General features: G+C 60.8%; 17 protein-coding genes. 7 read left to right on the top strand and 10 right to left on the bottom strand.

All coding sequences use genetic code 11. The annotated features are described in order from the left end of the window. Positions 1-353: 353 nt before the first annotated feature. A complete protein-coding gene (locus V1475_RS11540) occupies positions 354-1,232 on the top strand; it encodes a GNAT family N-acetyltransferase (protein WP_479412862.1) in 879 nt (292 codons plus the stop codon). 20 nt (positions 1,233-1,252) lie between these two features. Here V1475_RS11540 and V1475_RS11535 read toward each other — a convergent pair whose 3' ends face one another. Continuing rightward, positions 1,253-1,576, bottom strand: coding sequence for a DnaJ family domain-containing protein (locus tag V1475_RS11535; RefSeq protein WP_479412861.1), 324 nt, complete (start codon positions 1,574-1,576; stop codon positions 1,253-1,255). An 82-nt stretch (positions 1,577-1,658) separates the two neighbouring features. On the opposite strand from V1475_RS11535, the gene V1475_RS11530 reads away from it, so the two are divergent. Both V1475_RS11530 and V1475_RS11525 read left to right on the top strand, forming a co-directional pair. Then, the gene (locus V1475_RS11530; protein WP_479412860.1) at positions 1,659-2,120 is read left to right on the top strand and encodes a MarR family winged helix-turn-helix transcriptional regulator; all 462 of its coding nucleotides are present in this window, start codon (positions 1,659-1,661) and stop codon (positions 2,118-2,120) included. 126 nt (positions 2,121-2,246) lie between these two features. Beyond that, positions 2,247-2,882, top strand: coding sequence for a PRC-barrel domain-containing protein (locus V1475_RS11525; protein WP_479412859.1), 636 nt, complete (start codon positions 2,247-2,249; stop codon positions 2,880-2,882). A gap of 79 nt (positions 2,883-2,961) precedes the next feature. Here V1475_RS11525 and V1475_RS11520 read toward each other — a convergent pair whose 3' ends face one another. The 7 genes from V1475_RS11520 to V1475_RS11490 form a co-directional block, all read right to left on the bottom strand. Then, the gene (locus V1475_RS11520) at positions 2,962-3,945 is read right to left on the bottom strand and encodes an ABC transporter substrate-binding protein (RefSeq protein WP_434287671.1); all 984 of its coding nucleotides are present in this window, start codon (positions 3,943-3,945) and stop codon (positions 2,962-2,964) included. Positions 3,946-4,013: 68 nt separating this feature from the next. Continuing rightward, entirely contained in the window at positions 4,014-4,790 is a 777-nt protein-coding gene (locus V1475_RS11515) for an ABC transporter permease (protein WP_479412858.1), read from the bottom strand. Beyond that, positions 4,787-5,656 carry an ABC transporter permease gene (locus tag V1475_RS11510; RefSeq protein WP_479412857.1) on the bottom strand — a complete coding sequence of 290 codons (870 nt, stop codon included), beginning with the start codon at positions 5,654-5,656 and terminating at the stop codon, positions 4,787-4,789. The genes V1475_RS11515 and V1475_RS11510 overlap by 4 nt, the downstream gene beginning before the upstream one ends. Before the next feature lie 151 nt (positions 5,657-5,807). Further along, the gene (locus V1475_RS11505) at positions 5,808-6,584 is read right to left on the bottom strand and encodes an ABC transporter ATP-binding protein (RefSeq protein WP_434287674.1); all 777 of its coding nucleotides are present in this window, start codon (positions 6,582-6,584) and stop codon (positions 5,808-5,810) included. Between the two features lie 107 nt (positions 6,585-6,691). After that, on the bottom strand, positions 6,692-8,143 hold the full coding sequence (gene hydA / locus V1475_RS11500; RefSeq protein WP_479412856.1) for a dihydropyrimidinase: 1,452 nt from the start codon (positions 8,141-8,143) through the stop codon (positions 6,692-6,694). Continuing rightward, on the bottom strand, positions 8,140-8,520 hold the full coding sequence (locus tag V1475_RS11495; RefSeq protein ID WP_479412855.1) for a hypothetical protein: 381 nt from the start codon (positions 8,518-8,520) through the stop codon (positions 8,140-8,142). The genes hydA and V1475_RS11495 overlap by 4 nt, the downstream gene beginning before the upstream one ends. Continuing rightward, on the bottom strand, positions 8,517-9,767 hold the full coding sequence (locus tag V1475_RS11490) for a Zn-dependent hydrolase (protein ID WP_479412854.1): 1,251 nt from the start codon (positions 9,765-9,767) through the stop codon (positions 8,517-8,519). The genes V1475_RS11495 and V1475_RS11490 overlap by 4 nt, the downstream gene beginning before the upstream one ends. A gap of 321 nt (positions 9,768-10,088) precedes the next feature. On the opposite strand from V1475_RS11490, the gene V1475_RS11485 reads away from it, so the two are divergent. Continuing rightward, positions 10,089-10,703 carry a TetR family transcriptional regulator C-terminal domain-containing protein gene (locus V1475_RS11485; RefSeq protein WP_479413971.1) on the top strand — a complete coding sequence of 205 codons (615 nt, stop codon included), beginning with the start codon at positions 10,089-10,091 and terminating at the stop codon, positions 10,701-10,703. Positions 10,704-10,854: 151 nt separating this feature from the next. Beyond that, positions 10,855-11,421: a hypothetical protein gene (locus V1475_RS11480; RefSeq protein ID WP_479412853.1), complete on the top strand. Its 567-nt coding sequence runs from the start codon at positions 10,855-10,857 to the stop codon at positions 11,419-11,421. 216 nt (positions 11,422-11,637) lie between these two features. On the opposite strand, the gene preA is transcribed toward V1475_RS11480, so the two are convergent. After that, on the bottom strand, positions 11,638-12,939 hold the full coding sequence (preA, locus tag V1475_RS11475) for an NAD-dependent dihydropyrimidine dehydrogenase subunit PreA (protein WP_479412852.1): 1,302 nt from the start codon (positions 12,937-12,939) through the stop codon (positions 11,638-11,640). A gap of 3 nt (positions 12,940-12,942) precedes the next feature. Continuing rightward, entirely contained in the window at positions 12,943-14,280 is a 1,338-nt protein-coding gene (locus tag V1475_RS11470; RefSeq protein WP_479412851.1) for an NAD(P)-dependent oxidoreductase, read from the bottom strand. A 296-nt stretch (positions 14,281-14,576) separates the two neighbouring features. Between V1475_RS11470 and accB the strand changes: the two genes are divergently transcribed. Beyond that, entirely contained in the window at positions 14,577-15,065 is a 489-nt protein-coding gene (gene accB / locus V1475_RS11465; RefSeq protein WP_479412850.1) for an acetyl-CoA carboxylase biotin carboxyl carrier protein, read from the top strand. An 11-nt stretch (positions 15,066-15,076) separates the two neighbouring features. Further along, positions 15,077-16,423 carry an acetyl-CoA carboxylase biotin carboxylase subunit gene (gene accC, locus V1475_RS11460; RefSeq protein WP_479412849.1) on the top strand — a complete coding sequence of 449 codons (1,347 nt, stop codon included), beginning with the start codon at positions 15,077-15,079 and terminating at the stop codon, positions 16,421-16,423. The last annotated feature ends 65 nt before the right edge of the window (positions 16,424-16,488 follow it).

The raw sequence follows: 16,488 nt of genomic DNA, 5'->3' as shown, positions 1-16,488 counted from the left end.
ATCGCAAAGGTCGCCCACTCGGGCGGCCTTTCTTTTTGCAAAACCGCCAGAGCCTCAGCACCGCAGCACCTGATGCCATTCCGCCCGCAGCCCCGCTTGCGGGACACTATGCCAAACCAGCGTCAAAACCGCCGCCGCGCTCAGGTCTTTCGGAAATTTATGACACTGCATGGCAGCCTCTCCTGTTTCAGACCACCAATGTCGCCCCTAAACCCCTTCCAAACGCTTAATTCCCGGGCTTGCCCCTGCGATATTTCATTAAAATTGTCGCAATCCCGGCTTCTCCACAAAAAAGCGCCCTCACCAAACGCAACCTCCACAGAATCTTAACCTTGTTCGGCCCAGCATCCGACATGGAGACACGCGAGATCACAGATGAGACCCATTGGGAGGAGCTGGCCGATACGGTCGATGCGCCGCTGTCGCAGCGCTGGCTCTATGGCGAGGCCGCGAAACACATCGGGCGCGATGCCCGCCGCTTTGTCATCTCCGACCGTCGCACGCCTCTCGCTCTGGCGCAGGTGCTCTTGCGCCCCGTCTTCGGCGCAGAGATCAGTGTGGCGCTCCGCGGCCCGCTGTTTCTCAACGCCGCGCCCGACAAAGCGGTTGAGCGCGCCGTGGTCCAGAGCCTGCGCGCCGCCCTGCCCTTTGGCCTCAAACTCATGAGCCCGGACAGCCGCCTGCCCGGTACATTAGGCCGTCTCGGTCTGACGCCCCCGCCCGAAGTGGTGGAACTGGACCTGCGCCCGCCGCTCTCCGACATGCGCCTCGGCCTCAATGGAAAATGGCGCAACGCCCTGAAAAAAGCCGAAAAATCAGACCTGCATGTGACCCGCCTTGCGCCCTCGCCCTCGGTCTTGCGCCCCTATCTCCTGTTGGAAAAACACCAACAGGCGCAGCGGCAGTACCGTGGACTGCCGCCCGAATTCGCCCTCGCTCTGCAAGATGTCGCGCCGAAATCCCTGCGGTTGTTCGAAGTGGACGACGCCTTCATGCTGTTCATCCTGCACGGCACCTCGGCCACCTATCAGATCGGTCATACCGGCCCGCGTGGACGCGCGGTGAACGCCCACAATCTGATCCTTTGGGAGGCGATCAAGCGGCTGAAACTCGAAGGCGTGCGCAAGCTCGATCTCGGAACGATCGACATGCGGCGCGCCCCGAACCTCGCCCGGTTCAAGCTGCGCACCGGCGCCACCGCCCGCGTCCTCTCCCCTGCCGCACTGATGTGATCCACCCTCAGTTCAGCTCCTCAATCCCCTGTCCGGTAATATTTCCGCCGCGCTTCCACCTCGATGTCGAGCCGGAGCTGCACCTGCGCAATCTGCCGGATCAGCGCCTTACGGGCCTCCACCTCCACCGTCTCCTTCAACTGCGCGTTCAACGCCTCGATCTCTTTGCGCATCTCGAATTCGCGCGGCACCACGCCCGCTTCCGCCATGATGCGAAACCCCGCCGCGTCCGTGTCATTGCCGCTGCGCGTGTTGAGCGGCTTGCCCGCCCCTTTCAGATTGTCGAGTTGCCCCTCGGCCTGCGCCTTGAGGATCTGTCGTTCACTGAGAGAAGACCATTTCATCGCGCATCCTTTCGGCTTGATTCGTCAACTTAGTTGACAATATAGACCGCCTGCCGCACAACCGCAAGAAAAGGACGACGCGATGACAGACATGACCGAGACGAGCCTCGCCGATCAGCTTTACGCCGGCATTCAACTGACCCGACCGCTCCTGCGCAACATCACCGCGCGGGTCGAGCATGACCTCGCGGGCACCGGCATCACCGTCGGCCAGCGCGCCATCCTGGAGGCACTGCTCGCGCTCGGGGAGGCCACAGCGCCGCAGATCACCGCGCATCTCGATGTGACGCGGCAATTCGTCGGGCGCGAGATCAAGATTCTGCATGAGGAGGGCAAGCTCGTAAGCGTCGACAACCCGCGCCACCGTGCCTCGAAACTCTACCGTCTCTCGGAGGAGGCCCGCGCCATCATCACCGCCATCCGCGCCCGCGAAGCCCGCGAGATCGAAGCCTTTTCCAAGAGCTTCACATCCGAGGAAATCCGGGGGTTCTACAAGATCCTCGCCACGCTCAACCGGGAATTTTCCAAAACAAAACCCGAATAAACCATTGTAAAAATGGGGTAATTTTAATCCCCCGCCGATTTTCCCGAATTTTTCCGGAACCCTGCGCGCGTCTCGTTCATTGTCTCTGCATACCGCATGCCAACGCATGACTGAGAGGAGAACACGATGAAAACCCTGACGCACAAACTGATGACCACCGCCACCGCGATCACCCTTCTGGCCACCCCGGCCCTTGCCGAGATGACCAGCCAGACCGAAGCCGAGGTCACTTCCGATGGTGTGGTGATCGAACAGAGCACAGAGGCCGAAACCAGCATCGGCACCGAGATCGAGAACGGCGTGGACACCGCCGAAGAGACCGGGGCCGAGCTTTGGCAGGAAACCAAGGACGGTGCCTCCGAGATGGCCGACGCCACGGGCGAAGCCGCGTCTGACGCCTGGGATGCCACCAAATCCGGCGCCAAGAAACTCGCCGATGCGCTCGCAACCTTCGGCAATGAGACCGTGACCGAGATCACCGGCACCAAGGTTCTGTCGCAGGACGGCAATGACATCGGCGAGATCGACGCCATCGTCACCGCCGAGGGCGGCACCATGGCCGTCGTGGGCATGGGCGGCTTCCTCGGCATCGGCGAACATGACGTGCTTGTCCCGGTCGATGAATTCTCCGTGGTCGACGACACCACCGTGATGGTCGAAGGCGCGACCGAGGCCGAGCTTGAGGCCATGCCGGATGTCGATGTCTCCGCCTACACCGAAGTGGAGGGCGACATGACCCTCGAACAGGCGATGCAGTCGTAAACTGACCCTTTCGCCGAAAGGCGAAAACCCCGCCCGGACGGTCCTCCGGGCGGGGTCTTTTTGTCAGAATGTCAAAGACTTACTGAAGCGCAGCGTCGGTAATCTCAAGCGTATAGGCCCCTTCCGGCGCCTTGGTGATCACCGGATCGGAACCGCCAGACAGAAGCGACGCCACCGTGCGCTCGTAATCGGCCACGTCCAGCGCGCCGTTCGAGCCCGCCGTCAGTTTCGCCACTTCGGACATCATGCGCACCTGATGTTCCATCGTCTGCGCGCCGGTTTCATCGTACTCAAGCACGATCTCGGCGGCCTCTTCCGGGTTCTCCTCGGCGTATTTCCAGCCCTCCATGGAAGCTTTCACGAAGCGCACCATCTTCTCCTTGAACGCCTCGTCGGACAGGTTCTCTTCGAGCACGTAAAGACCGTCTTCCAGCGTCGCCACGCCCTGATCCTCATACTTGAAGGTGATGAGATCGTCGGCGGAAATGCCCGCGTCGATCACCTGCCAGTATTCGTTATAGGTCATGGTGGAGATACAAGCGGCCTGCTTTTGCAACAGCGGATCGACGTTGAAGCCCTGCTTCAGAACCGTCACGCCACCCTCGGAGCCATCGGTCGGAATGCCCAGTTTGCCCATCCAGGACAGGAACGGATATTCGTTGCCGTAGAACCAGACGCCCAGCGTCTTGCCCGGGAAATCTTCCGGGCCGGTGATGCCGGTGTCCTTGAGACAGGTCAGCATCATGCCAGAGGATTTGAACGGCTGGGCGATGTTCACCACCGGCGCGCCGTTTTCACGCGCGGCCAGAGCCGACGGCATCCAGTCGACCATGACATCGGCGCCACCGCCCAAAAGAACCTGCACCGGGGCCACATCTGGGCCGCCCGGTTTGATCGTCACGTTCAGATCGGCCTCTTCATAAAAGCCTTTCTCAAGCGCCACATAGTAGCCCGCGAACTGGGCCTGCGTGACCCATTTGAGCTGAAGAGTCACATCGTCGGCGGCAAATGCACCGGTCGCCATCGCGGCGAGAGCGGCAGCGCTCGTCAGGAGTTTCTTCATCGTCTTACAACCTCCAAGTTGTGTCTTCGGCCGAGGTATTCCCCCCCGTGCCTTTCGTTAGCGCGAGTTCACCCGCGTTGTGAGGGGTGCCAGAAGGTCACCCGTTTTTCGATGGCCGTCACGAGGCCGTAAAGCGCCGTGCCGGTCACTGCGGACACCACAATCTCAGCCCAAACCATATCCGTTGCCAAGCGTCCCATCTCTGTCGTGATGCGAAACCCCATGCCCCGGATCGGAGAGCCGAAATATTCAGCAACAATCGCCCCGATCAGCGCCAGCGAGGTGGCGATTTTCAAGCCGTTGAACAGAAACGGCAAGGCCGCCGGACCGCGCAATTTGTGAAGCGTCTGCACATGCGAGGCAGCATAGGTCCGCATCAGGTCGCGCTGCATCGGATCGACCGCCGCAAGCCCGCCCAGAATGTTCACCAGCATCGGGAAAAACACCATGACGGCCACCACAGCCGCCTTGGATTGCCAATCGAACCCGAACCACATCACCATGATGGGCGCGAGGCCCACGATCGGCAAAGCGGCAAAGAAATTCGCCACCGGCATCAGCCCGCGTTTCAAAAAATCGAACCGGTCGATGATCAGCGCAAAGATCAAGGCCGCCAAAGTGCCCATCCAAAGCCCGTTCAACGCCCCCTTGACCACCGTCTGCACCCAGTCCTCCCAGAGGATCGGCAAAGACCCGGCCATGGCCGCGAAAATCGCCGTCGGCGGCGGCAGGATCGCGGGGGAGACGCCAAACACCCGCACGATGACTTCCCAAAGCACCAGCACCAAAATCCCAAAGCCCAGAGGCCATGCGAGTTTCTCGAATGTCGTGTCGGCTCGGCTCATACCGCACGCCCTCCCATCATGTAGCGCGCGAGTTTTTCAAACCCGCCGACGAGGAAAATCAGGATCGCCGCCAAAATCGCCGCCGCGAACAGCGCCGCCCACATGATCATCGGTTCGCCGAATTGCGACCCGATCAGCATCCGCGCGCCAAGCCCCGCAATCGCCGAGGTCGACAGTTCCGCCACCACGGCACCGACGAAAGCGGCGGCCACAGAGACCTTCAGCGAGGCGAAGAAATACGGCATCGAGGACGGCAGGCGCAGTTTCCAGAACACTTCGCTCTGGCTCGCGCCATAGGTCTTGAGCAAATCGAGCTGCATGTGATCCGGGCTCGACAGGCCTTTCACCATGGACACCATAACCGGATAGAAACTCAGGTAGGCCGCGATGATCGCCTTGGGCACCATCAGCGTGCCGGTCCCCGCCGCGTTCGACAAGACGACGATGATCGGCGCCAGCGCCACAATCGGAACGGTCTGCGAGATGATCGCCCAAGGCATAAGCGTCAGCCGCCCCACCCGGCTCAGCACGATGATCGTCGCAAAGGCGATGCCGACCACGATCCCAAAGCCAAAGCCCAAAAGCGTGGTCTTGAGCGTAATGGACCCCTGATAGACCATCGAGCGTTTCGAGGTGATCTTTTTCTGAACCGTGGTGTCCCAAAGCTCCGCCACGATCTGATGCGGCGCGGGCAAAAGCGGGCGTTTCTGCGCCATGGTGTCCGTGACCAGATCGGAAAACGTCACTTCGGTCCCGGCGCGTTCGGCCTGATCATAGGTCCATGTGCTGTTCATCTTGAACGCGGCTGCGTACCAGACCACGATCAAAACGGCGAGGACGGTGAGAACGGGGACGATCTTGTTCATGCTGCCCCCTTCTCAAAGGGACGCTGCCCCTCGTGCAAAACGGAGCCCCGTTTCGAACTCACCCCGAGATCTTTCCGGGCACACGAAGGCCCGACAGAAGTCCGACACAAGTCCGACGCTTTGCCGACAGTGGTTTTGCGCCAGCTCCCGGTCATTCCGCATGCCCCGCTCTGAGGCCCTCACGCACCCGGTGGGCGATCTTGATGAACTCTTCGCTGTCGCGAATTTCCAGCGGCCGCTCTTTCGGCAGGGTGCTCTCGATGACATCGGTGATCCGTCCGGGGCGCGGCGACATCACCACGATTTTCGTCGACAGGTACACCGCCTCGGGGATCGAGTGGGTGACAAAGCCGATGGTCTTGTTGGTCGCCGCCCAAAGCTTCAGAACCTCTTCGTTGAGCTTGTCGCGAACGATCTCGTCCAAAGCGCCAAAGGGTTCATCCATAAGGAGAATTTCCGCATCGAAGGCCAGCGCACGGGCAATCGAAGCGCGTTGCTGCATCCCACCCGAAAGCTGCCATGGGTATTTCTTGCCAAAGCCCTTGAGGTCCACGAGATCGAGCACCTTCTCGACGCGCGCGGGGATGTCGGGTTTCGGGAAATCCATGATTTCGAGCGGCAGGCGGATATTGCCCGCAATCGTGCGCCAGGGATACAGCCCCGCCGCCTGAAAGACATAGCCGTAAGACCTTGATTTCCGGGCCTCATCCGGGCTTAGCCCATTGACGGTCAGGGTGCCGCCCGTGGGCGTCTCAAGCCCCGCGATACAGCGCAGGAACGTCGTCTTGCCGCAGCCCGACGGCCCGATGAAGGAGACAAAATCCCCCTTGTCGATCTGGAGGTTCACGTCTTTGAGCGCATGCACCGGCCCGTCGTTCGTCTGGAACGTCAGGTCCACCCCCTGCGCGTCGATCACTGGCTTTTTCATATGGCTTATGTCTTTGTTCTTGCCGGATTTCCCCGACCTATCCCCTTTTCAGGCGGGCCGTTTCCCCGGCCCTGCCCAGTCTTCTTATAGGGCTTAATCCCCTGTCCTCAAACGCCCGTCACCGGAATGCCGGCCCGCACCACCGGACGCGGCGCGGTCAGTTCTTTCCATTTGGACAGCGCGGTGTTCACCGTCGCGTTCGGATCGCGGGCGACGAATTCGCCATGCCCCTCTTTCGCAACCAATTCGCCTTTATCGACAGCCACATAGCCGCGGCTCAAAACGTAACGCGGCAGCGCCGTGACCTCAATCCCTTCGAAGACGTTATAGTCGATGGAGGAAGCCTGTGTCTCGGCCTTGATGGTCTTCGACATGGTCGGGTCCATCACGATCAGATCGGCATCCGCACCGACCAGAACCGCCCCCTTCTGCGGGTAGCAGTTGAGGATTTTCGCGATATTCGTGGAGGTTACTGCGACGAATTCATTCATCGTGATGCGGCCCGTCTCGACCCCGTAGGTCCACAGAACCGGCAAACGATCCTCAAGCCCGCCAGTGCCGTTCGGAATTTTCGAGAAATCGCCAACGCCATAGCGTTTCTGCTCGGTCGTGAAGGCACAGTGGTCGGTCGCGACACAGGAGAGCGTCCCCGATGCCAGACCCGCCCAGAGGCTGTCCTGATGCTTTTTGTTGCGGAACGGCGGCGACATCACCCGGCGCGCGGCATGGTCCCAGTCCTCGTTGAAATACTCGCTTTCATCAAGGACGAGGTGCTGGATCAACGGCTCGCCCCAAACGCGTTTGCCGTTCATCTTGGCGCGGCGAATGGCCTCGTGCGCCTCTTCGCAAGAGGTGTGCACCACATAAAGCGGCGCGCCCGCCATATCGGCGATCATGATCGCGCGGTTGGTGGCCTCCCCCTCGACTTGGCTCGGCCGCGAATAGGCATGCGCTTCCGGCCCGGTGTTGCCCTCGGCCAAAAGTTTCGCAGTCATTTCAGCAACAAGGTCACCATTCTCGGCATGGACCAGAGGCGTCGCACCCAGTTCGGCGCAGCGTTTGAAAGAGGCAAACATTTCGTCATCGTTCACCATCAACGACCCCTTATAGGCCATGAAATGTTTGAACGTGTTGATGCCCTTCTCGGTCACGGTCTTCATCTCGTCAAAGACCTGCTCTGACCACCATGTGATCGCCATGTGGAACGAGTAATCGCAGCAGGCGCGGGCCGATTTGTTGTCCCAAACCTTGATCGCATCCAGCAGAGACTGCCCCGGATCGGGCAGCGCGAAATCCACCACCATCGTGGTGCCGCCTGCCAGAGCCGCGCGGGTGCCTGCGTAGAAATCGTCGGAGGAATGCGTGCCCATGAAAGGCATCTCAAGGTGCGTGTGCGGATCGATCCCGCCCGGCATCACATAGCAGCCTTCCGCGTCGAGAATTTCGTCCCCCGTCAGGTCCGGCCCGATCTCGACAATCTTGCCATCCTCGATTTTCACGTCTGCCTTGTAGGTCAGATCGGCGGTGACGACCGTGCCGCCTTTGATGACTTTGCTCATGTCTTGTTCCCTCCTCTACGTTTAAACGCCCATATTCCAAATGTTGTAAAAACAGCGAATAAAGGGCCAAATATAACAGCCGCTGTCTGTGCAGCCCTTCCAGCCGCACGCCACGTCCGATCCGTTGCGTCTTCGACGGCCTGAGCAAGTTCATCCCGACTTTCCTGAGTTTCAGGCACGCCACCCGCGTAGCATAGCGCATCATCAGACAAGCAGTTCGCAATCGCATCGCGAAGCGCGTAACTCTGGCCAGCAAGCCGCAGGTTCGTTCCAATCGTGTCATAAGCTGAGAAAGTGAGCACCAGCCAGACAAGAGAGGCAACGAGAGCCGCTCCCCAACCGATGCGCGAATGCCGCCCCATAACCAGTTCGCTCATTCCACGATCTCAGCGGTTTCAAGCACCGCATGCAACAGCACATCGGTCCCCGCGGCTGCCCAATCCGGGCTGATCTCTTCGGCCTCGTTGTGTGACAGTCCGTCGACACAGGGGCACATGATCATCGTGGTGGGCGCCACAGCGGCGGCCCAGCAGGCGTCGTGACCGGCGCCCGAGACGATGTCCATATGCGAATAGCCCAGCGTTTCCGCAGCTTTACGAACATTCGACACCAATTCCGGCGTGAAGGTCACAGGATCGAAATGGCCGACGGGTTCGACGGAACAGCCCACGCCGATCTCTTCGCAAATCTTCGCGGCGCGCTCTTCGATAATGGCGCGCATCTTGTTCAGTTTCTCAAGGTTCGGCGTCCGAATGTCGACCGTGAACACCACCGTCCCCGGCAGCACGTTGCGTGAGTTCGGCGAAAATTTCACCTGACCGACACCGCCCACGGCATTGGGTTGGTGATCCATCGCCACCTCCTGCACCATCTCGAGGATGCGCCCGAACGCGAGCCCCGCGTTGGTGCGCATCGCCATCGGCGTCGAACCGGTGTGCGCCTCTTTGCCCGTCAAAGTGAATTCAAGCCACCAGAGCCCCTGACAATGGGTCACCACGCCGATGTCCTTGCCCTCGGCCTCCAAAATCGGCCCCTGTTCGATGTGCAACTCGTAATAGGCATGCATCTTGCGCGCGCCGACCTCTTCGTCGCCTTTCCAGCCGATCCGGGCGAGTTCCTCGCCATAGGTCTTGCCTTCGAGATCGGTGCGCCCGTAGGCATACTCCATCGTATGCTTGCCCGCAAACACGCCCGAGGCCAGCATGGCGGGCGCAAAGCGCGCGCCCTCTTCATTGGCCCAGTTGGTCACCACGATCGGGTGTTTCGTCTTGATGCCGAGATCGTTCATTGTCCGCACGGCTTCGAGCGCGCCCAAGACCCCCAGAACGCCGTCGTATTTCCCGCCCGTCGGCTGGGTGTCGAGGTGGGAGCCGACGTAAACCGGCAAAGCCTCCGGGTCGGTGCCTTCGCGGGTCATGAACATCGTGCCCATGGCATCGACGCCCATCGTCATCCCCGCCGCTTCGCACCACGATTGAAACAGCTTGCGCCCCTCGGCATCTTCGTCGGTCAGCGTCTGGCGGTTGCAGCCGCCCGCGATGCCGGGTCCGATCTTCGCCATCTCCATCAATGTATCCCAAAGACGTTCGGAGTTGATCTTGAGGTTTTCACCAGCGGCGGCCATGGGATGTCCTTTCAAATGTCTCATCTCGTGTCTGCGGGGGCGGCCTTACTGGCCGGGGGATGACGGGAGGCAAACGCGTCTGTCTTCGTCGCGTCCATGCTCATCCTGTCCTGCCTCCTGCCCTACAGGTTTGACCATTTGGTCAAGGGAACCCTAACAGCCTCCGACGAAGATACAAAACCATGCACTTGCCGAAAAACCATGCAAATAGGGCCTAAGTGCGGTTTTAAGGCGATTCCCCCTTATGTTTGGCGCTTTTTTTAGCAAACAATAGGCGGTAAACGACTGCAAATTGGGGATGGAATGGGAATCGAACGCCAGATGCCGGGACGACAACCACGGACAAGAATCCAGAAAAAGAACACAGAAACCATTCTGGAAGCAGCTTTGGACGTGTTTTCCCAGCACGGGTTTCGCGGCTCGACGCTGGATCAGATTGCCAAGGCGGCGGGGCTCTCGAAACCCAATCTTCTGTATTATTTCCCTTCGAAAGTGGCGATTCACCGCGAGTTGATCGACGGTTTGATGCAAACTTGGCTCGATCCATTGCGTAAAATGCAGGCAGAGGGTGAGCCGATCGAAGAGATCCTTGCCTATGTTTTGCGCAAACTTGAAATGGCTCGGGAATACCCGCGCGAGAGCCGTCTCTTTGCCAATGAGATCGTACAGGGCGCGCCCAATATCATGGACAAGATCGAGGGCGAGCTGAAGGATCTGGTCGATGAAAAGACCAAGGTGATAGAGAGCTGGATCGCAGCTGACCGCATCGCCCCGGTCGATCCCTATCACCTGATTTTCTCGATCTGGGCCACCACCCAACATTACGCCGATTTCGACGCCCAGATCCGCGGTATCCTGCACCCGGAGGGCGACAGCCATTTCGAGGCCGCCCGCGCCCATCTCGACACGCTGTTCCGCCGGATGCTCACGCCTTAATCCCCTGTTCAGGAAGTCGCGAGGCACACGCCCCGCGCATCCTTAACCCCATTAACCAAAAGTAAAAATTCCCGTGGGTATTAACCCTTGGGATACCATACCCCTTTATAAAGAAGGATGGTGGGGGCTCCTGAAAAGAAGGAGCACGAGCATGACCAATTTAATGGGCGTGCCGGCTTTCGGCGGGGGCGGTTTTGCCTTTCGGCAACCTCCCGATCCACCGGAGCCAGCCGTGCCACAAGTCGCGGGAACCGCACTTAACGGAACGGCAACTTATACGAAAGGGAACGAGCTTCCCGGCCAGAACGGCACAGATGTCACCTACGACGACACAACCGGAACGTCTCAGACGGATGCGGTAAACGGCGCGGTTTCCGACACGGTCGCAAGCCGCTTTACTCTCGGGGAAGACCTGCCGGAGGATATTCTTGTCGGTCCGACACCGGCGTTTCAGGCTTCGGTTCTCGAGGTCGAACTCGACCTGCGCAATGCGCTGGCCGAAATTGCCGCGAAACGCAGTCAAACGACGGACGAGGCCGCGATTGCCCCGGCAACGACCACGCCGACGACCACGGGTGCGGATCGGGCCTCAGTTCAGGCCCGCGACCTCGCGCAAGACACGCAAACCGCCCTGACGGCCACGCCGTCCGAGGCGCAGGACCCCGAGGCCCGTCATTCCGGCCCCGCTGCGGTCCTGCGGACACCCTACGACGGGTGACCCCGATCACGCGTCAGGATGGCGCGGATTACAAAGACAACCGAACATGAGCACCAGGGGCCCACGGTTCGCTGACCGGCCTGCTGCGTCAAAAAGAAACCCCGCGCCAAGGGATAAAGCACGGGGTTCAGTGAAGTTGTGTCCGAATTTTACCCCGACAGCGCGACTTCGGGGCCTTGGTGCTGCGCGGAAGGTTTCCCCTCCGCGCCGACTCCCTCATTCGGCGACGCAGGCCGCCACGTTGTTCGGGTGGGTCGTCCAGTTGGCATAGTCCCCCACCTTGCGGCCCGTGCGCTCATCCAGGTCACCTTTTTCAAGCGTTTTCATGGTGATACAGCCTTCGATCGGGCAAACGTTGACACAAAGGTTGCAGGCGACGCATTCGTCGTCCTTGACCGTGAAGGTCCGGTCCGCGCCCATTTCGATCGCCTGGTGCGAGGTGTCCTCGCAAGCCGCATAGCAGCGCCCGCATTTGATGCAGTCGTCCTGATTGATCACCGCCTTGGTGACATGGTTCAGGTTGAGATATTGCCAGTCGGTGACATTCGGCACCGCCCGCCCGGAAATCTCCGCGACAGAGGTAAAGCCCTTCTCGTCCATGTATTGGCTGAGACCGGAAATCATCTCCTGCACGATCTTGAACCCATAGGTCATCGCCGCCGTACAGACCTGCACGTTCGAGGCACCGAGTGCCAGAAACTCCGCCGCATCGCGCCATGTGGTCACGCCACCGATGCCGGAGATCGGCAGACCCGCCGTTTCCGGATTGCGCGCGATCTCGGCCACCATATTGAGCGCGATGGGTTTCACCGCCGGGCCGCAATAGCCGCCATGGGTGCCTTTGCCGTCGATCATCGGCTCCGGGCTGAAGGTGTCGAGGTTCACCGAAGTGATCGAGTTGATCGTGTTGATCAGGCTGACCGCATCGGCACCGCCGCGTTTCGCGGCCTCCGCAGGGTAAAGAATATTGGTGATGTTCGGCGTCAGTTTGACGATCACCGGCAGGTCGGTCGTCTCCTTGCACCAGCGCGTCACCATCTCGATATACTCGGGCACCTGCCCCACGGCAGAACCCATGCCGCGCTCGGCCATGCCATGCGGACAGCCAAAGTTCAGCTCGAACCCGTCACAGCCGGTTTCGGCGATGCGGGGGATGATGCTCTTCCAGCTCTCCGCATCGCAAGGCACCATGACCGAGGCGATCAGCGCCCGGTCCGGGTAGTCCTTTTTCACCCGCGTCATCTCTTCGAGGTTCACCTCCAAAGGACGGTCGGTGATCAGCTCGATGTTGTTGAGACCCAAAAGGCGGCGGTCGGCCCCAAAGATCGCGCCGTAACGCGGGCCGGACACGTTGACCACGGGCGGGCCTTCCTCGCCGAGAGTTTTCCAGACGACACCGCCCCATCCGGCCTCGAAGGCGCGGCGGACGTTGTATTCCTTGTCGGTCGGCGGCGCGGAGGCCAACCAGAACGGGTTCGGGCTTTTAATGCCGCAAAAAGTGCTCGTCAGATCGGCCATGGCTCAGCCCTCCATCAGCTTGGCGTGGATGTCTTCGGCGGCGTCGCGGCCCTCGGCCACCGCCGTCACGGTCAGGTCTTCGCCGCCCGAGGCGCAATCGCCCCCGGCCCAGACGCCCGCAATCGAGGTGCGTCCCACGACATCGACCGCGATCTTGCCGCCGGTAATTTCGAGCCCTTCCGGCGCGCCATCGAGCGTCTGACCGATGGCTTTGAACACCTGATCGGCAGGCAGGCGGAAGGTCTCGCCCGTGCCCTTGAGGCTGCCGCCCTCTTCCGAGGTGTATTCGAATTCAACCTCGACCACGGTGCCGTTACCGTAAACCGCCACAGGGGCGGCGTTGTAGAAAATCTGCACGCCTTTCGAGGTCGCAAGATCCTGTTCGTACTCAGACGCGGACATGCGCGCCCGGCCCCGGCGATAGACCATGGAGACGTTCTGCGCGCCCAAAAGCTTGGCCTGAACGGCGGCGTCGACCGCAGTCATGCCGCCGCCGATCACCACGACATTGCGCCCGACAGGCAGTTTCGACAGGTCCTCGGCCTGACGCAGTTCGGAGATGAAATCCACCGCATCCAAAACGCCGTCCTTGTCTTCGCCCTCGGCCCGAAGCGCATTGACGCCCGCCAGACCGATCGCGAGGAACACCGCGTCATACTCGGCCTTCAGCGCATCGAGCGACAGGCCATCGCCCAGCCTCTTGCCATTCACAACGGAAATCCCGCCGATCTGCATCAGCCAGTCGACCTCTTTCTGGGCATAGCCATCGGGTGCCTTATAAGAGGCGATACCATATTCATTGAGACCGCCAGATTTGGGCCGGGCGTCAAACATGGTCACGTCATGGCCCTTCATCGCCAGACGGTGGGCGGCAGAAAGCCCCGCAGGCCCCGCGCCCACCACGGCCACCGTCTTGCCGGTCGGCGCAGCACGGGTGAACGGATGCACGCCCGCCGCCATCAGCGTATCCGTGGCGTAGCGTTGCAGGCGACCGATCTCAACCGGCTTGCCTTCCGCCACTTCGCGCACGCAGACCTCTTCGCAGAGCGTCTCTGTCGGGCAGACGCGGGCGCACATGCCGCCAAGGATGTTCTGTTCGAAGATCGTCTTCGCCGCCGCTTCGGGCGTTCCGGTCAGGATCTGACGGATGAACAAAGGCACGTCGATCGAGGTCGGACAGGCGGTCATGCAGGGCGCGTCGTGACAGAAGTAACAGCGGTCTGCGGCGACCAGTGCCTCGTGATGATCGAGCACCGGGTGCAGATCGGAAAACTGCGCCGGATAGCTCTCCTGCGGCAGGCGTCCGGGCTGAATACCGGGCGTCAACGGCGTGTTGGACATAGGGCTTGCTCCCTGTTGGCTTGCTTTTTTGTTGTGACTCACCGTGACAGCGGCAAAAATTTTATCAAGCGGTAAAATTTATGCTCGATCATTTTCGGTCTTTTCCGAAAGCCCACGCCACATAATGATGCGCAAGCGCCCAAAACATGGGCAGAGTTTGCCTCGCCACAGCGACATCCCCCCGCGAAATCGGGTTTTCACGCAACGTCACAGGGCCTATATACGGAGAACAGAAAAGACCAAACCGGGCCCACGAGAAAACAAGAACCGGGCGGGCCATAATCCGAGTGGAACATATGACAAAGCAAAACGACGCCGACGTGGCTTTCATCCAGGCGCTTGCCGAACTCCTCAGCGCCAATGATCTGACCGAACTCGAAGTCATGCGTGAATATGGCGACAATGACAGCCTGAACGTCCGCGTGAGCCGCGCCGCTCCGCAGGCCATCGTTCAGACCGTGGCCGCCCCGGCCGCCGTGGCCGCAGCCCCCGTCGCGGCAGCCCCTGTGGCAGCCGCGGTTGCGACCAACGCCCCCGACCCGTCCGAAGATCCGAACGCCGTCGCCTCGCCGATGGTCGGCACGGCCTACCTGTCGCCGGAACCGGGTGCCACCTCTTTCGTCAAGGTCGGCGATCAGGTTTCGGAAGGCCAGACGCTTCTCATCGTCGAAGCGATGAAGACCATGAACCACATTCCCGCGCCGAAATCCGGCACTGTGAAGCGTATCCTCGTGGATGACGGTCAGCCGGTCGAATTCGGCGCGCCCTTGATGATCATCGAATAAGGGGCACCCCGATGTTCGATAAAATCCTCATTGCCAACCGTGGCGAGATCGCCCTCCGGGTGATCCGCGCCTGTCGCGAGATGGGCATCCAGTCGGTGGCCGTGCATTCCACCGCCGATGCGGACGCGATGCATGTGCGCATGGCCGACGAGGCCGTATGCATCGGCCCGAACAGCTCGGCCCAGTCCTACCTGAATTTTCCGGCGATCATCGCAGCCTGTGAAATCACTGGCGCACAGGCGATCCACCCGGGTTACGGCTTCCTGTCGGAAAACGCGGCCTTCGTGCAGATCGTCGAAGACCACGATCTGACCTTCATCGGCCCCTCCGCCGAGCACATCCGCCAGATGGGCGACAAGATCACCGCGAAAGTCACCGCTGAAAAGCTGGGCATTCCGGTCGTTCCCGGCTCCAAAGGCGGCGTGCCCGATGTGGACACCGCCAAGAAAACCGCCAAAGAGATGGGCTATCCCGTCATCATCAAGGCCACCGCCGGTGGCGGTGGTCGTGGCATGAAAGTGGCACTGAACGAAGCCGAGCTTGAAGTCGCCTTCCGCACCGCGCGCTCCGAAGCGAAAGCCGCCTTCGGCAATGACGAGGTTTATATGGAGAAATATCTCCAGAAACCGCGTCACATCGAGGTTCAGGTCTTTGGCGACGGCCAGGGCGGCGGCGTCCATTTGGGCGAGCGCGATTGTTCGCTCCAGCGTCGGCACCAGAAAGTCTTCGAAGAGGCCCCCGGTCCCTGCATCACCCCCGAAGAGCGCGCCCGCATCGGCGGAATCTGCGCCAAGGCCATCGCCGAGATGGGCTATAAGGGCGCGGGGACCATCGAATTCCTCTACGAGGATGGCGAGTTCTATTTCATCGAAATGAACACCCGCCTTCAGGTGGAACACCCGGTGACCGAGGCGATCTTCGGTCAGGACCTCGTGCGCGAGCAGATCCTTGTGGCCTCCGGCGAAAAACTGTCCTTCTCGCAGGACGATCTCCAGATCAACGGTCACGCCATCGAAGTGCGGATCAACGCCGAGCGCCTGCCGAATTTCGCGCCCTGCCCCGGCAAGGTGACGCAATACCATGCGCCGGGCGGTCTGGGCGTGCGGATGGATTCGGCGCTTTATGCCGGCTATACCGTGCCGCCCTATTACGACAGCCTGATCGGCAAGCTGATCGTCCACGGTCGCGACCGGGACGAAGCTCTGGCGCGTCTCAACCGCGCGCTCGGCGAGCTGATCATCGACGGGGTCGAAACGACCGTGCCGCTGTTCCATGCACTGTTGCAAAACAAAGACATCCAGTCGGGGGATTACAACATCCACTGGCTGGAGAAATGGCTCGCCGCGCAATTCGGCTGAGACCTGTCGCATCAGACCAAAGGCCGCCTGTTTGGGCGGCCTTTTCTTTTGCCGGAAACCCGGTC

The sequence above is a fragment of the Celeribacter sp. SCSIO 80838 genome, from assembly GCF_056498065.1.
The sequence above is the reverse complement of the archived record's forward strand: the minus strand, read 5'-3'. Positions and strand labels throughout refer to the sequence as shown.

Bases quoted from the DNA above. Each gene is read 5' to 3' on its own strand.
- V1475_RS11510 (WP_479412857.1), bottom strand. From the start codon at position 5,656: ATGAACAAGATCGTCCCCGTTCTCACCGTCCTCGCCGTTTTGATCGTG.
- accC (WP_479412849.1), top strand. From the start codon at position 15,077: ATGTTCGATAAAATCCTCATTGCCAACCGTGGCGAGATCGCCCTCCGG.
- V1475_RS11485 (WP_479413971.1), top strand. From the start codon at position 10,089: ATGCCGGGACGACAACCACGGACAAGAATCCAGAAAAAGAACACAGAA.
- V1475_RS11525 (WP_479412859.1), top strand. From the start codon at position 2,247: ATGAAAACCCTGACGCACAAACTGATGACCACCGCCACCGCGATCACC.
- accB (WP_479412850.1), top strand. From the start codon at position 14,577: ATGACAAAGCAAAACGACGCCGACGTGGCTTTCATCCAGGCGCTTGCC.
- V1475_RS11480 (WP_479412853.1), top strand. From the start codon at position 10,855: ATGACCAATTTAATGGGCGTGCCGGCTTTCGGCGGGGGCGGTTTTGCC.
- V1475_RS11470 (WP_479412851.1), bottom strand. From the start codon at position 14,280: ATGTCCAACACGCCGTTGACGCCCGGTATTCAGCCCGGACGCCTGCCG.
- V1475_RS11490 (WP_479412854.1), bottom strand. From the start codon at position 9,767: ATGGCCGCCGCTGGTGAAAACCTCAAGATCAACTCCGAACGTCTTTGG.
- V1475_RS11505 (WP_434287674.1), bottom strand. From the start codon at position 6,584: ATGAAAAAGCCAGTGATCGACGCGCAGGGGGTGGACCTGACGTTCCAG.
- V1475_RS11495 (WP_479412855.1), bottom strand. From the start codon at position 8,520: ATGAGCGAACTGGTTATGGGGCGGCATTCGCGCATCGGTTGGGGAGCG.
- V1475_RS11530 (WP_479412860.1), top strand. From the start codon at position 1,659: ATGACAGACATGACCGAGACGAGCCTCGCCGATCAGCTTTACGCCGGC.
- V1475_RS11515 (WP_479412858.1), bottom strand. From the start codon at position 4,790: ATGAGCCGAGCCGACACGACATTCGAGAAACTCGCATGGCCTCTGGGC.
- preA (WP_479412852.1), bottom strand. From the start codon at position 12,939: ATGGCCGATCTGACGAGCACTTTTTGCGGCATTAAAAGCCCGAACCCG.
- V1475_RS11535 (WP_479412861.1), bottom strand. From the start codon at position 1,576: ATGAAATGGTCTTCTCTCAGTGAACGACAGATCCTCAAGGCGCAGGCC.
- V1475_RS11520 (WP_434287671.1), bottom strand. From the start codon at position 3,945: ATGAAGAAACTCCTGACGAGCGCTGCCGCTCTCGCCGCGATGGCGACC.
- hydA (WP_479412856.1), bottom strand. From the start codon at position 8,143: ATGAGCAAAGTCATCAAAGGCGGCACGGTCGTCACCGCCGATCTGACC.
- V1475_RS11540 (WP_479412862.1), top strand. From the start codon at position 354: ATGGAGACACGCGAGATCACAGATGAGACCCATTGGGAGGAGCTGGCC.